The organism is Pseudocitrobacter sp. CD920760, from assembly GCF_057782505.1.
This window is the reverse complement of the sequence record NZ_CM173490.1, coordinates 897672-913271: the sequence shown is the minus strand read 5'-3', so window position 1 is coordinate 913271 and position 15600 is coordinate 897672. Positions and strand designations below refer to the sequence as shown.

At 57.8% G+C, this 15600-nt stretch carries 10 protein-coding genes; 3 read left to right on the top strand and 7 right to left on the bottom strand.

What is annotated here, in order from left to right; genetic code table 11:
* Nucleotides 1–7 precede the first annotated feature (7 nt).
* A complete protein-coding gene (clcA, locus tag AC1MKH_RS04135; RefSeq protein WP_276221637.1) occupies nt 8–1426 on the bottom strand; it encodes a H(+)/Cl(-) exchange transporter ClcA in 1419 nt (472 codons plus the stop codon).
* 183 nt (nt 1427–1609) lie between these two features.
* Here clcA and hemL point away from each other — a divergent pair, with 183 nt between their 5' ends.
* A complete protein-coding gene (gene hemL, locus AC1MKH_RS04130; RefSeq protein WP_276221639.1) occupies nt 1610–2890 on the top strand; it encodes a glutamate-1-semialdehyde 2,1-aminomutase in 1281 nt (426 codons plus the stop codon).
* A 96-nt stretch (nt 2891–2986) separates the two neighbouring features.
* On the opposite strand, the gene fhuB is transcribed toward hemL, so the two are convergent.
* From fhuB to hrpB, 6 genes are all read right to left on the bottom strand, one after another.
* On the bottom strand, nt 2987–4969 hold the full coding sequence (gene fhuB, locus AC1MKH_RS04125) for a Fe(3+)-hydroxamate ABC transporter permease FhuB (RefSeq protein WP_276221641.1): 1983 nt from the start codon (nt 4967–4969) through the stop codon (nt 2987–2989).
* Complete coding sequence (gene fhuD, locus AC1MKH_RS04120) at nt 4966–5856, bottom strand: Fe(3+)-hydroxamate ABC transporter substrate-binding protein FhuD (RefSeq protein ID WP_276221643.1); 891 nt, start codon at nt 5854–5856, stop codon at nt 4966–4968. Before fhuD ends, fhuB begins: the two co-directional genes overlap by 4 nt.
* Nucleotides 5856–6653 (bottom strand): Fe3+-hydroxamate ABC transporter ATP-binding protein FhuC, encoded by a 798-nt coding sequence (gene fhuC / locus AC1MKH_RS04115; RefSeq protein WP_231825344.1) that lies wholly within the window; start codon nt 6651–6653, stop codon nt 5856–5858. The genes fhuD and fhuC overlap by 1 nt, the downstream gene beginning before the upstream one ends.
* A gap of 50 nt (nt 6654–6703) precedes the next feature.
* Nucleotides 6704–8914, bottom strand: a complete 2211-nt coding sequence (gene fhuA, locus AC1MKH_RS04110; protein ID WP_327621846.1) for a ferrichrome porin FhuA — start codon at nt 8912–8914, stop codon at nt 6704–6706.
* 241 nt (nt 8915–9155) lie between these two features.
* Nucleotides 9156–11699: a bifunctional glycosyl transferase/transpeptidase gene (gene mrcB / locus AC1MKH_RS04105; RefSeq protein ID WP_327621845.1), complete on the bottom strand. Its 2544-nt coding sequence runs from the start codon at nt 11697–11699 to the stop codon at nt 9156–9158.
* Nucleotides 11700–11829: 130 nt separating this feature from the next.
* The gene (hrpB, locus tag AC1MKH_RS04100; RefSeq protein WP_276221648.1) at nt 11830–14259 is read right to left on the bottom strand and encodes an ATP-dependent helicase HrpB; all 2430 of its coding nucleotides are present in this window, start codon (nt 14257–14259) and stop codon (nt 11830–11832) included.
* A gap of 73 nt (nt 14260–14332) precedes the next feature.
* Between hrpB and thpR the strand changes: the two genes are divergently transcribed.
* Entirely contained in the window at nt 14333–14863 is a 531-nt protein-coding gene (gene thpR, locus AC1MKH_RS04095) for an RNA 2',3'-cyclic phosphodiesterase (protein ID WP_276221650.1), read from the top strand.
* Between the two features lie 13 nt (nt 14864–14876).
* Entirely contained in the window at nt 14877–15590 is a 714-nt protein-coding gene (gene sfsA, locus AC1MKH_RS04090) for a DNA/RNA nuclease SfsA (RefSeq protein WP_327621844.1), read from the top strand.
* Nucleotides 15591–15600 lie beyond the last annotated feature (10 nt).

Genomic DNA, 15600 nt, shown 5'->3' with positions numbered 1-15600 from the left:
AATTCATTCAAGTATTCTGCCCGGCCGCTTGCTGGGCTTTTGCCGCCTGCTCTGCTTCCTGTTTCGCCAGCGTTCGCGCCAGGATCGTGGCGTAGAGCGGCTTGCCGCCCAGGAACTGCGCTAATAGCGTGGCACCTAAGCAGGTAATAATCATTGGCAAAATGAGCTGATAATTGTCGGTCATCTCCAGCACCAGTACAATTCCGGTGAGCGGCGCGCGCACCGATGCCGCCATCAACGCGCCCATGCCTGCGATAGCAAACGTGCCCGCTTCCAGATGATAGCCCGGAAACACATTCATTGCCGCCATGCCGAACGCGGTGCCCAGCAGCGTGCCCAACGCCAGCATTGGGGCGAAAATACCGCCCGGCGCGCCGGAGGAGAAGCACAGCAGCGTGGTCAGCACGCGCGCGATAAAGATAAACAGTAGCAAACCTACGCTGTAGTTACCCGCAGCCGCAATCGGAATCAGGTTAAAACCCCCGCCCGCCGCCGCCGGTTCAATCAACCCTAGCACGCCGCATAGCCCGCCAATCAGGCCGCCGATCAGGACCCACTTTTTGATTTCGCCACCGTGAATGCGCTGGAACATATCCTGCGTTCTCAACACCAGCGTATTAAAAATGGGGCCGACGATACCAAAAATCATCCCCAGTATCAGATAAAGCCACAATGTATTCACCGGCGCATTGGTCAGTTTGCCCACTTCAATCACCGGCGTTTCACCGTTAAAGATGCGGAACACCACGCTGGACATAATCACGCCGGTAAAGACGGCTTTTATCGAGATCAGGTTATAGCGAAACTGCGAGCGCATCTCTTCAATGATGAACAGGATCCCCGCCAGCGGCGCATTAAACGCCGCTGACAGCCCCGCCGCCGCGCCGGTTGCCAGCAGGGTGTGACGCGCTTCGGCGCTGCGCATACGGAAGATATCGCCAATCATGCGCCCGATGTTACCGCCGATTTGCACCGTCGGCCCTTCGCGCCCGAGTACCATCCCGGCCCCGAGCGTCCCCATCCCGCCGATGAATTTCACTGGCAACACGCGCCACCAGCGCACCGGACGTAACTCTTCCAGCGCGCCCTCGATTTCAGGGATGCCGGAGCCCCCCGCTTCCGGCGCAAAGCGGCGTACCAACAGGTAGCCCACCATCGCCAGCAGCCCGGAAAGAATAAAGGCCAGCGGCCAGACGATAAACCAGTGATCCGCGACATGCGCGATCGACGCCATCCGGAGGTTAGACACCCAGTTCACCGCTTTTTCGAACGCCACGCCGACGAAACCAGCGACGGTACCGACCAGCGCGGCCATCAACAGAATTTTTAACGGCGTTTTATCGCGGTTCAACAACCGACGTATCGTATCGCCACGACGTAAGCGTGCAATTTGCTGTGACTCAAAAGAGGAAGAATCTGCTTTCATCTGCTTATCATTAATTGGTAATACAAATCCGAAGGAGGCATTCTAGCGGGCCTCTCGTCCCTCGTCGCGTAAAAAATCCCCTGAATGGCCGAGTGTTTCATTTCGGCAAAACTTTCATAACCTTCCTGGAATAATTAGAATAGTCCGTTAATCATTTTCCTCCCCCGAATCAGGAGCCGTTTCATGAGCAAATCGGAAAACCTCTACAACGCAGCGCGAAAACTTATTCCCGGCGGCGTCAACTCACCGGTACGCGCCTTCACCGGCGTGGGTGGCACGCCGCTGTTTATCGAACGTGCGGACGGGGCTTACCTGTATGATGCGGATGGCAAAGCGTACGTGGATTACGTCGGCTCCTGGGGCCCGATGGTGCTGGGCCATAATAACCCCACCATCCGTAACGCGGTGATTGAAGCTGCTGAGCGTGGTCTGAGCTTCGGCGCGCCAACCGAAATGGAAGTAAAAATGGCGGAACTGGTGACCGAACTGGTGCCGACCATGGACATGGTACGTATGGTGAACTCAGGTACGGAAGCGACCATGAGCGCCATTCGTCTGGCGCGTGGCTTCACGGGCCGCGATAAAATCATCAAATTCGAAGGTTGCTATCACGGCCATGCCGACCACCTGCTGGTGAAAGCCGGTTCCGGCGCACTGACCCTCGGCCAGCCAAATTCCCCAGGCGTTCCGGCAGATTTCGCCAAACACACGCTGACCTGCACCTATAACGACCTCGCCTCTGTGCGCGAAGCGTTCGAGCAGTTCCCGCAGGAGATCGCCTGTATCATCGTGGAACCGGTCGCGGGCAACATGAACTGTGTACCGCCGCTGCCAGAATTCCTGCCGGGCCTGCGCGCCCTGTGCGATGAATTTGGCGCGCTGCTGATCATCGATGAAGTCATGACCGGTTTCCGCGTCGCTCTGGCGGGCGCGCAGTCTTACTATGACGTCGTGCCGGATCTGACCTGCCTTGGCAAAATCATCGGTGGCGGCATGCCTGTCGGCGCATTCGGCGGACGCCGCGATGTGATGGACGCACTGGCGCCAACCGGCCCGGTTTATCAGGCAGGTACGCTTTCCGGTAACCCGATTGCAATGGCCGCAGGCTACGCATGCCTGTCGCAGGTGGCGCAGCCGGGCGTGCACGAAACCTTAGACGAGCTCACTACCCAACTGGCAGAAGGTTTGCTGGAAGTGGCTGAAGAGACGGGCATTCCTCTGGTGGTTAACCACGTTGGCGGCATGTTCGGGATTTTCTTCACCGACGCCCAAACGGTGACCTGTTATCAGGACGTCCTGAAGTGCGACGTGGAGCGCTTCAAGCGTTTCTTCCACCTGATGCTGGACGAAGGGATTTACCTGGCGCCGTCGGCGTTTGAAGCGGGCTTTATGTCTGTGGCGCACACGCCGGAAGATATCAATAAAACTATTGATGCCGCGCGTAAGGTGTTTGCGCAGCTGTAGCCCCTCACCCTAACCCTCTCCCACAGGGAGAGGGAACCGACCGTGAAATTGTTGTCCCCCTCTCCCTCAGGGAGAGGGCCGGGGTGAGGGTCTTTTCTAACGACTCTGCTTTCTCAGCAAATAAATAAAGTACGGCGCGCCGATAAAGGTCGACAGCAACCCTGCCGGGATCTGATACGGGAACATGATCATGCGCCCACACCAGTCGGCAAACACCAGCAGCAAGCCCCCTACCAGCGTAGACATCACGATATGCGGCATTGTACGGCGGAAGCCCATCATGCGCGCGATATGCGGTGCCATCAGGCCAACAAAGCTCAGCGGGCCGATGGTCAGCGTGGCCGCCGCCGTCAGACTGGCTGCCAACAAGAGTAAGGCAATGCGCGCAGGTGTTAGCGCAATACCGACAGACCGCGCAGTATCGCCCCCCAGCGGCAGAATCGTTAACCAGCGGCGACTCAACGGTACCAGCAGGAACAGCACCGCCATCACCACCGCCGATTGCAGCACCTGCGTGCTGGTCGCATTGTAGGTTGAGCCCGAAATCCACGTCAGGATCTGCGCCATGCGCGGATCGCCGCTCGCCTGCAACATCATCAGCAGCATGGTAAACGCAGTGCTGAGCGCCATCCCCGCCAGCAGCATGCGGTGTGGCGAGAAGCCACCGCGCCCGGCGGCAATCAAAATAATCAGCAGCGTCACCGCCGCGCCAACGCTGCCCGCAGGCAGCAGCCAGCCAAAGGCGTTGCCCGGCACGATAAACAGCATCAACACCACGCCGAACGCCGCGCCGGAACTGATCCCCAGCACTTCGGGGCTGGCCATCGGGTTACCCGTCAGGCGCTGAATGATACAGCCCGCCACCGCCAGCATCATCCCGGCGATCAGCGCAGAGAGTACGCGCGGCCAGCGCCATTGCAACAGTTCATCCAGCAGCGTACCGCTCGCGCAGTGCCAGCCATCGGCATCACGGCCATACGCCAGCGCGACAAAAACCGCCACCAGCAGAATCACCAGCCCGGCGATGGCCCATACAGGCACGTGATAACGCTCCTGCGCGACGCTGTCGCTGGCATTCATCGACGGCGCGGTCATGCTGCGCAGGCGCGGGAGCAGCCACAGCAGCAATGGCGCGCCAATCAGCGCGGTAACTGAGCCGGTCGAGACTTCCATCCACACGCGGGTGAGCCAGATAATAATTTGATCCGAGAGCCAGAGGATCAGCGCGCCAATCAGCGGCGCCAGCATCAGACGCGCCAGCAGACGACGCGCGCCGAGCATCTTCGCCAGCAGCGGCGCAAACAGGCCGATAAAGCCGATAATGCCTACCGCGTTAACGAGGAAGGCGCTGATCACAATCGCCAGCGTCAACGCCGCCAGACGTGCCAGCGATAGCGCCAGCCCCAGGTTGCGGGCCACGCCGTCATCCAGCCCCATCAGCGTCAGCGGGCGCAACAGCAGCAACGTGAGCATCACTCCGCCCAGCAGCTGCGGCCACAGACGCTCGACGATGCTCCAGTCGGTTTGCGTCAGCGTGCCGGTGCTCCACAGGAACATGCTTTGTAGCTGGTCATGATGGAATATCACCATCAGCTGGTTAATCGCGCCGCAGTAAAGGCTGACCACCAGCCCCGCCAGAATCAGCGTCACCGGCGAAAGTCGCTTGCCCCATGCCACGCCAAACACCAGCGCACCGACAATGCAGGCTCCGGCCAGCGCGGCAAACTGCGAGGTCAACGCGCCTGGGATCGCCCACAGCGTGGTGACGGTCATGCCAAGCTGCGCGCCGGTCGCCACGCCAAGCGTGGTTGGTTCCGCCAACGGGTTACGCAGCACCTGCTGGAACAACACGCCGACCAGCCCCAGCCCCGCGCCCACCAGCAGCGAAATCGCCAGCCGTGGCGTCAGGCTATAGTGGAACAGCATCTGATCGATAGAATCGATATTCGGCTGACGAAGCGCCTGTAACCACTGGCCACGCGGCAGTGCAATGTTAAAGTTAAACCAGGTCAGCGCCAGCGCGACAATAAACAACGCCAGCAACAACAGGGCGGCAAATGGAGAGATTTTGGTTCTCATGCTTTGCCTCCCAGCGCGTTATCCAGCACGCGGCCAAAATGCATCGCCGAGAGCGTCGCGCCGTAGAACCAGACCGCCGGCACGCGCTGAAAACGATTCGCCCGCACAAACGGCATCGCCTGCCACAGTGGCGTCGCCATCAGCTTACGCATCTCCGGGTCGTTGCCGTGGTCGAAACAGAGCACATCCGCATCTTTGTAGGCGGCCAGGCGATCAATACCCACTGCCACACTGCCCCAGAAGTTGGTTTCACCCTGCCAGGCGTTTTTAACACCAAGCGTGTCGAGCATCTCCTGGAACAGGCAGTTCGGTCCGAAAACCAGCATATGCCGCGCATCCAACAAAGTGACCATCAATAACGGGCGTTCGCCGCGCATCGCAAAGCGCGGCTTCAGGCTTTCAACAAAGGCATCATAATCACGCAGGTGCTGTTGCGCCTGCGGCTCGCGGCCAATCAGTTGCGCCATTTCGACAAGCGAGTGACGCGCCTGCGCCAGCGGTTGCTTACCATCGCTAAAAGCAAAACCGCGCCCCGGCGCAATTTTTGCCAGCGTCTCGGCCGAAGGGCCATAGCCCGCCGACCAGACCAGAAACGACGGTTTCATCTGGGTAAGCAGTTCGAGGTTGGGTTCGGTGCGCAGGCCAACGTCAATCACCGAGTCCGGCAAGGCGGGTTCATTCACCCACAGCTTATAGTTTGGGATATCGGCAATGCCGTAAGGCGTAACGCCCAACGCCAGCAGCAGCTCAACCGGGAGCCACTCCAGCGCCACAATACGATGAGGATCGACCGTCGCCGCCTGCGCGTTGCGCATTTGCCAGAGCAGCGGCGAGAGCGCCATCGCCGTCAGTAAACGCCGACGGCTAATCAAAGAGGAGGCATCCATCAATAGACAAAGCTTACCGGCGCCGCGCCTGCCGGGTGTGGCAGTATCCCCATCGGGATACCATAAATATGTTCCAGCGTTTCGCTGCGCATCAGCTCAGCAGGCGTGCCCTGAGCGATCATTTCGCCGCCACGCAGCGCCACTAAATAGTCACAGTAACGCGCGGCCATGTTGATGTCGTGCAGCACTGCCACCACCGTCAGCCCGCGCTGCTGGCTTAAGCGGTGCACCAGCGCCAGTACATCAACCTGATGCGCGATATCCAGCGCCGAGGTCGGCTCATCAAGCAGTAAGCAGCGGCTGTCCTGCGCCACCAGCATGGCAATCCACGCGCGCTGACGTTCGCCGCCGGAGAGGCTATCCACCAGGCGATTGGCCAGCGGTTTTAACCCTACCAGGGTAATCGCTTCTTCCACTTTTTCACGATCGGCTGCGCCAAAACGCCCCAACGCTCCGTGCCACGGGTAGCGGCCAATCGCCACCAGCTCCCGCACCGTCATCCCTTCCGCCTGCGGCAACTGCTGCGGCAGATAGGCGACTTTGCGGGCAAACGCTTTGCTGTTCCAGCTGTCGAGCGGTTGTCCGTCCAGCAGAATCTCACCTTCCGATGGCGGCTGATGACGCCCAAGCATTTTCAGCAGTGTGGATTTACCGGAGCCATTGTGACCGATGAGGCCGGTCACTTTCCCAACCGGAAAGGTGAGCGAGAGAGGATGAAGCAGCGTGCGACCTGGAACCCGAAACGAGACGCTATCGAGTGCAAAGGTGGTATCTGGAGGGGTTGTGATGTCCTGCATAGCCGTCAACTTGTCAAAGGGCGCGGATAAACCGCGCCCGATAGGAGAGATTAGAAGCGGAAGGTCGCTGTCGCGACAACCTGACGTTCCGCACCCCAGTAGCATGCATATTCGCTATAGCAGCTGGAGACATATTCACGGTCAAACAGGTTGTTGACGTTCACAGCAACAGACGAACCCGGCAGGCCGAAACGCGCCAGATCGTATTTTACCATCGCATCAGCCACGGTGTAGCTGCCGACATTGAACGAATCGTTTTTCTTCCCGGTCGAGGTATCGTTTTTGTAGTAGCTGACGGTTGAACCCGTATAACGTACACCCGCACCGAAGGTGAGACCGCTCAGAACGGTATCGTAGAAGGTATAGTCCGTCCACAGGGAAGCCTGATTACGCGGAACTTCCGCCGGACGCTTACCTTTGAAGATAGTATCTTCAGTATATTCTGCATCGGTGTAGCTGTAGGCAGCCGTCAGGTTGATGTTCGCATTCAGCGCCGCTTTTGCTTCCAGCTCAACGCCGCGAGAGCGAATTTCACCCGCCTGTACGCTATACATACCGGTAGGATCGTTCGGATCCGCCGTCAGGTTTTTATTTTTGGTCAGCTCATACAGCGCCGCAGTCAGCACAATCGGTCGGTCGTTAGGCACGTACTTCACGCCCGCTTCGTACTGCTTACCGCGAGACGGATCAAACGGCGTGCCCTCTTTCGTTGAGCCAGAAGTCGGCTCGAAAGATTCACTGTAGCTGAAGTACGGAGAAATACCGTTATCGAACAGATAGTTCAGGCCACCGCGCCAGGTGAACTGCTGGTCGTTCTTCTCAGCTAAAGAGTTACTTGAACGGGTAAGAGTTGAGGTTTTCGCGTAGTCATAGCGACCACCCAGCGTCAGCACCCACTTGTCCCACTCGATTTGATCCTGCGCGTAGAGCCCCGTCTGTTCCATACGGTTGAGTACCGCGTACGGGAAGTTGACGGACACATTCGCATTACCATACTGCGGGTTGCTCATATCCAGCGGGCTGGCAGAGCCGTAAAGCGCATCAACGTCATTACGCATACGCGAGTAATCGACGCCGGTCAGCAACGTATGGTCAACGTCGCCGGTAGCAAAGTTGGACTGGAGTTGCGTATCAACGGTAAAGGCATTCAGGGCTTCGTCAGAACGAACATAGTTGCGGTTAATTTTACCCGCGCCGTCATAGCCAAAACCGTATACCGCTTTATAAAGCGTTTTCACCTGGTCGTAGCGCAGGTTCTGGCGCACGGTGAAGGTATCGTTAAACGCATGAGAGAAGTTGTAGCCCACCATCTGCTGGCGACGCTGCATCTTGTTGTCTTTTTCGCCTTCGTTGAAATCGGTCGGCAACTTATGTGAGTTACCGTTCGCATCAACATAAGGCACAACTGTGCCTTCACGCGGCAGCCAGCCATAGTAACCCGCATCCGGATCGCTCTGGAAGTTGCTCAGGAAGGTGAAGTCAGTTTTATCATCCGGACGCCAGCTGAAGGAAGGCGCAATCGCGTAGCGAGTTGATTTCGCCATCTCTTGCTGGGTGTCCTGGCTGCGTCCTAAACCCGTCAGACGATAGGACCACACGCCCGCATCATCGATCGCGTCGCTGAAGTCAAAGCCGGTCTGCCACAGGTTGTCCGTTCCCATTTTAAACTGAATTTCGCGCAGGGGTTCGGTGGTCGGGCGTTTGCTGACCATGCTCACGATACCGCCTGGGTTGCTGTTGCCGTACAGCACAGACGTTGGCCCGCGCATAACTTCAACGCGTTCCAGGAAATAGGGGTCCATGGAGACTTCAGAATAGTTGTTACCCTGAAGTTTCATACCATCCAGATACTGGTTGGTGTTTACGGTAGTAGGTGCAGTAAATCCGCGAATAGAAACAACATCATAAGTGGAAGAGCTACCACGGGTGGAGAAAACGCTCGGCGTATAGGCCATCGCATCTTTTACCGTAGTCGGCTGACGAGTATCCATTTCCTGACGAGTGATAACCGAAACAGACTGCGGCGTCTTTTCAATCGGCGTGTCGGTCTTGGTTGCGGTCGCTGAACGTTTCGCCGCGATAGTCGGTGCCGGGCCCCACGCGCTTTCCTGGGAAACAGGAGCCGCAGTGACGGTGATAGTTTCTTCTTTCGGTTCAACCGCCGCCTGTGCGTAGACAGACATGCCGCTAACCGCTGTGGCTACTACGACTGCGATTTTACGCAGCGAGTGGTTTGGCTGAGCAGTTTTCAGATGCGCCATTGGTATATCTCTGATGAAATGATGAATGATAACGTAAACGAGAATTATTATTATAACCGCCGAATAATAGGCCAAACGGCGGCGATATAGCAAGCAATATAGGGGGTGTGGTGGGTTAAAGGTTCAAGAAATAACCAGATGAAAACAGAGGGTTAATAGATTGGTTTTAGTCATTACGACATTCTGACAATCGCGCATAAAAAAGCCCGCTTAACTCAGCGGGCTTTGCGCGTTGACGATATTAATTACCGCCAAACATATCCTTGATCCAGCCAGCGACGCCGTCGCTGTCTTTCTCTTCTTTCTTCGGCTGCTCCTGTGGCTGCTGCTGTTGCTGCGGCTGAGAGGACTGGTCGAACGGATTGCCCGACTGCTGCTCCTGTTGCTGCTGCATCATCTCACCCTGCTGGCAGAGCGCATCCGGGTCGGTCGTCCACACCGGCAACATACGTGAGCCGCCAGAGCACACAAAGTTACCGTTGTAATCGACGCCCATATCGACAATATCTTCCGGCGGTGTCAGCACCAGCGGGATCGGTGACTGGTTTGCCAGATAGCGTTGATAAATCGACATTGCACCGCTCGCCCCGTACAGCTTAGTCGGCTGGTTGTTATCGCGACCGACCCAGGTGATCACCACTTCACGGCCGTCGATCCCGGCAAACCAGGTATCGACGTTGTTGTTGGTGGTACCCGTTTTACCCGCCAGATGCAGGCCCGGATATTTTGCGCCCAGCTGACGACCCGTACCCCGTTGGACAACCTGCTGCATGGTCCACAGCGTCATATACGCGGCCTGTGCCGGAACGGCACGCTCAGCCTGCGGGTAGCTCTGATACAGCACCGTGCCGTCTTCCGCAATTACCGAACGCAATGCAGAAAGCGTCGCGCGGTTACCGCCGCTGGAGATGGTCTGGAACGCCTGCGCCACTTCGATCGGCGTCAGGTTTAGTGCGCCCAGGATCATCGCCGGAACCGGGTGCAGCTGATCTTTTGGCACGCCCAGTTTCTGCCAGGTATCGGTAATTGCCGGCAAGCCCAGCGCCATACCGAGGTTAACCGTCGGCACGTTCATAGAACGCGTCAGTGCATCCACCAGCATCACCTGACCGCTAAAGCGACGGTCATCGTTTTGCGGAGACCACACCTGGCCATTTGGCTGACGCAGAGAAATCGGCGCATCGGCAATCCAGGTGTTCAGGCGATACTGATTCGGCTGACTTAATGCCGTCAGATAGGTGGCCGGTTTCGCCAGCGAGCCGATGGAACGACGGGCCTGCATCGCGCGGTTATAACCGGCAAACTGCGGCTCTGCGCCGCCGACCATCGCGCGGACTTCACCGCTAAAGCGGTCAACCACCACCATCGCCGTTTCGAGATCGCTCAGCTTACGTTGCTTCTTCAGTACCGGAATGCCTTCCGTTGCGGCTTTTTCTGCCGCATCCTGCGCCACTGAGTCGAAGGTGGTGAAGATCTTCACGCCGGAGAGATCTTTCACTTTATCGCCCAGTTTCGCCTGCAGCTCCTGGCGTACCATCTGCATAAACGCTGGCTGCGGTGAAATCACCCCACCGCGCGGCTGCACGCCCAGAGGACGCGCGCTGAGCATGTCATACAGCTCCTGGTCGATAACGTTCTGCTGCTGTAGCAGACGCAGCACCAGGTTACGACGCTCCAGCGCCAGTTTCGGGTTACGCCACGGGTTGTAGATGGACGCCCCTTTCACCATCCCTACCAGCAGCGCTTGCTGATCGAGACTCAGCTCTTCCACCGGACGGCCAAAGTAGTACAGGCTAGCCAGCGGGAAACCGCGAATTTCGTTATCGCCGCTCTGACCGAGATAGACCTCGTTCATGTACAGCTCAAGGATGCGATCCTTGCTGTAGCGCGCATCCATCAGCACAGCCATGTACGCTTCGTTGGCTTTACGCCAGTAGGAACGTTCGCTGGAGAGGAACAGGTTCTTCACCAACTGCTGAGTCAGCGTACTCGCGCCCTGCACCGTCCGGCCCGCCGTCAGGTTCGCCAGCACCGCACGACCGATAGAGTAGAGGCTCACACCATCATGCTCGTAGAAGTGGCGGTCTTCGGTTGCCAGCAGAGTATCCACCAGCAGGTCCGGGAAACCGCTACGCGGCACAAACAGGCGCTGCTCGCCGTTTGGCGACGAGAGCATGGTGATCAGACGCGGATCGAGACGGAAGAAACCGAACTGGCGGTTATTTTCTATATTCTCAATGGTTTCCAGATGATCGCCGTCAAAGGTCAGACGTGCGCGTACCTGCCCTTCTTTACTGTCCGGGAAATCGAATGGACGACGGATCATCTCAATGCTGTTGGCCTGCACCGTGAACTCGCCCGGACGCGTCATCGCGGTCACCTGGCGGTACTGTGTCGCCGTTAACAGCTGCACCATCTCTTTCTTGCTGATGGGCATATCCGGCTCAAGGTTAACCATGCGGCCATACACCGCCGCCGGCAGCTGCCAGACTTTACCGTCGATACGGCTGCGAATTTTCTGGTCCAGATAGACACCGTAAATCGCCAGCAGAACGGCAAAAACTATAGCCAGCTTCACCAGCAGCCAGAACCAGCCGTGTTTTCTACGAGGCTTGCCGCCCTTGCCCTTACCTTTACGTGGTGGCATTGGCTCATCATCCTCATAGTCATCATCATAATCGTCGTCGTAATCCTCATCTCTGAGGCGACGACGGCTCACCTTTTGTTTCGCCGGACGCGCAGGCTTGCCTTTACGTCCAATCGGCTCGCGGTCATTCCCCGCCATGCTTTCTCTCCGCAACATTCAGGCGCAAAGGCCTGATTCTCAGTTCTTCCGTTTTGGAACAGAAGAAGATATCTCTCAATTTTTGCTCGATCTATCCCCTCTCCCTTGAGGGAGAGGGGGGAAAATTCCCTCACGAATACTTTTTCGTCCGCCGCGTCGGCGCGGTGTTCGCCGGATCGTCCGGCCAGACATGCTTGGGATAACGCCCTTTCATCTCTTTTTGCACCTCCCGGTACGCCCCCTGCCAGAATGCGCTTAAATCGCGCGTAATCTGCAATGGCCGCTGCGCCGGGGAGAGCAATTCAAGCACCAGCGGCACGCGCCCCTGGGCGATAGTCGGCGTGCTCGCCTCACCAAACATCTCCTGCATTCGCACCGCCAGCGCGGGCGGATTTTCATCATCGTAGCGAATAGCTATCCGGCTTCCGGTGGGCACAGTGTAATGAGTTGGTAGCTCACTATCCAGACGTTGTCGTAATGACCAGGGAAGCCAGTCGTGTAACGCCGCCCTGACATTGACGTTTTTCAACGCGCGCAGCGATTGTACGCCTCCCATATGCGGCAGCAGCCAGGCTTCGAGTTCCGCCAGCAGCGACGCCTCATCAACCGCCGGCCAGGCTTCATCTGGCAACCAGCGCGCAGCACATTGCAGACGCAAGCGTAGCTGCTGCGCGTCTTCTGTCCAGTTCAGAACATTTAAACCTTTGTCGCGAATGCCGTTGAGCATCGCCTGATGCAATTCGTCTTCCGAGGGTTTTGCCAGCGGCTGGACTTTTACCGTCAGTTGCCCAATGCGGCTACGGCGCAAGGCTTTCAGGGTTCCCTGCGCCTCGTCCCATTCGATGGTATCGGACTGTTCAAGCAGCTGAGGGCATCGTGCCGCCAGTGCGTCAACATCCAGCGCGTACGCCTGTAAAATACGCGCATCGGGCGACGCGTTGCCCTGTAACAGCAGCGGCGCAATCAGCCATTCATGGCGGCTTAACGCATCATCGCTATCGAGCATTGCGCCCATACCGTTCGCCAGCTGATAGCGCCCATCCAGCCCGCGTCGGCGGGCGATACGGTCAGGAAAACCCTGCGCCAGCAGCGCGGGAATGGCGTCGCTATCCGCTTTGCCGCCGCGCCGATTCAAACGCCTGAGCAACTGCTGACTACGCTGTTGCCAGTTCGACTGATTGCGCGAAAACGCCTGACCCAAATCGCTACCCGCACCGCGCGGCGGCTCTTCGAGAACCGCCGCCAGCCGGGCCGCCGTGGCAGCCTCATCGTCACTTTTCGCCGCAATCAGCATCGCCGCCAGACGCGGGTCGTTACCCAGCACCGCCATTTTCTGCCCCTCCGCGGTCAGACGTTCGCCGTCCAGCGCCTGTAACTGCGTAAGTAAGCGACGTGCGGCAGCCAGATTGGCCGCGGGCGGCGCATCCAGCCAGCTTAACTGCTGAGGGTCATAGCAACCCCATTGCAGCAGCTCTAACTGAAGCGAAGAGAGGTCGCTTTGCAGAATTTCCGCATCGCTTTGCGCAGCGGCGCGTTCCGCCTGCTCTTTTCCCAGCAGATGTAAACAGATACCCAGTTCCAGTCGCCCTGCGCGGCCTGCACGCTGGGTCATCGATGCCTGACTGATGCGTTGGGTTAACAATCGGGTTAAGCCCGTGCGCACGTCAAAGCGTGCCACGCGCTCCTGCGCGCAATCGACCACCAGGCGGATACCTTCGATAGTCAGACTGGTTTCGGCAATATTGGTGGCCAGCACGACTTTACGCTTGCCGACAGGCGCAGGAAGAATAGCCTGACGCTGTTCGCTGAGCGGCAATGCACCGTAGAGTGGACACAGCAGCACATCAGAAGCCACGCGCGATGCCAGATGCGCCTGCACGCGCTGGATTTCCCCTACGCCCGGCAAAAACAGCAGCAGCGAGCCCGGCTCTGCACGGAGCAGTTCCGCCGTGGCGATGGCCACAGCTTCATCAAATCGTTGATGGGCGGGTAGCGCCTGATAGCGGCGATCCACCGGGAATGCGCGCCCTTCCGAGGCGACCACCGGCGCATCCGGCAACAAGCTTTGCAGCTTATCGTTGTCCAGCGTGGCGGACATAATCAGTAGTTTCAGGTCGTCGCGAAGCCCCTGCTGAACGTCCAGCAGCAGGGCGAGCGCGAGGTCAGCCTGTAAACTGCGTTCATGGAATTCATCGAGGATCACCAGCCCTACGTCCGTCAGTTCGGGATCGTGCTGGATCATGCGCGTCAGAATACCTTCTGTCACCACTTCAAGACGCGTATTCGGCCCCACACAGGTTTCCGCACGCATCCGGTAACCGACCGTTTCACCGGGCTTTTCATCCAGCAGCTCAGCCAGTCGTTGCGCGACATTCCGCGCCGCCAGCCTGCGCGGCTCAAGCAGAATAATCCGCCCGTTAATGTTACCCTCGCGCAAAATTTGCAGCGGCAGCCATGTCGATTTCCCTGCCCCCGTTGGCGCGTTAAGCAGTACCGCAGGCGCGTTTGCCAGTGCGGAAAGAAGATCGGGTAGAACAGCGGCGACCGGCAACAGCGACACGTTTGGCTCCAAAGGGTTAACATTGAAAGGCGGACATTGTAGCATCGCCACAATTCATTACCGAGTACCCACTATGTCTGAGTCGAAAAGAGTCTTTTTCGCCATTGAGATCCCGACCAAAATCCAGCGCCAGATTGTGCGCTGGCGAGCAGATAACTTCCCGGATGACGCGGGAAGGCCGGTTGCGGCGGCGAATATGCACATCACTCTGGCGTTTCTGGGTGAGATTAGCGCCGAGAAGCAGGCCGCGCTGGCGACAATGGCGGGCCGCATCCGCCAGCCAGGCTTTACGCTGCATCTCGACGACGCCGGGCAATGGCTGCGTTCCCGCGTGGTGTGGCTGGGCACGCGTCAGCCGCCGCGTGGCTTGTTACAGCTGGCTAATCTGCTAAGAGCCCAGGCGGCGCGTAGCGGCTGTTATCAGAGCCCGCAGCCGTTTCATCCGCATCTTACTTTGCTGCGTAATACGGCGCATGCGGTGCCGATTCCGGCTCCCGGCTTTCACTGGGAAATCCCGGTGAGCGAGTTTGTGCTTTATGAGTCGAACTTCATTAACGGTCGAACGCGCTATACCCCACTTCAACGCTGGACACTTTCAGAATAATCAAGGACGCCTTATGGATTTTACGCCCGCTCTCCAGCACGCCACGCTGATTCAACGCTATAAACGCTTCCTTGCCGACGTGGTTACGCCGGAAGGCGAAACTCTCACCATTCATTGCCCAAATACCGGCGCAATGACCGGCTGCGCCACGCCTGGCGACACCGTGTGGTATTCCACGTCAGAAAATACTAAACGCAAATATCCGCATACGTGGGAAATGACTCAGACCCAGTCCGGGGCATTCATTTGTGTCAATACGCAACGCGCCAATCAGCTTGCCAAAGAGGCGATTCTGTCTGAAACGATTCCGGCGCTGGTTGGCTATAGTTCACTGAAAACTGAAGTGAAATATGGTGCAGAAGGCAGCAGAATTGACCTTATGTTACAGGCGGATAATCGCCCCCGGTGCTATATTGAAGTGAAATCGGTCACGCTGGCGGAAAAGGAGTATGGCTACTTCCCGGATGCAGTCACTTTGCGCGGGCAGAAGCATTTACGCGAGCTGATGGGCGTTGTCGCAACGGGCGATCGGGCGGTGTTATTGTTCACTGTTTTACACTCAGCCATTGAATATTTCGCACCTGCACACCATATTGATGCTCAATACGCACAACTGTTAGCGGAAGCACATAAACGGGGGGTAGAGATTCTGGCTTATAAAGCGGAACTTTCTGCCGATAACATCACTCTGAGATCACCGTTGCCCGTCACGTTACCACGGGTGTGATCTGGATATT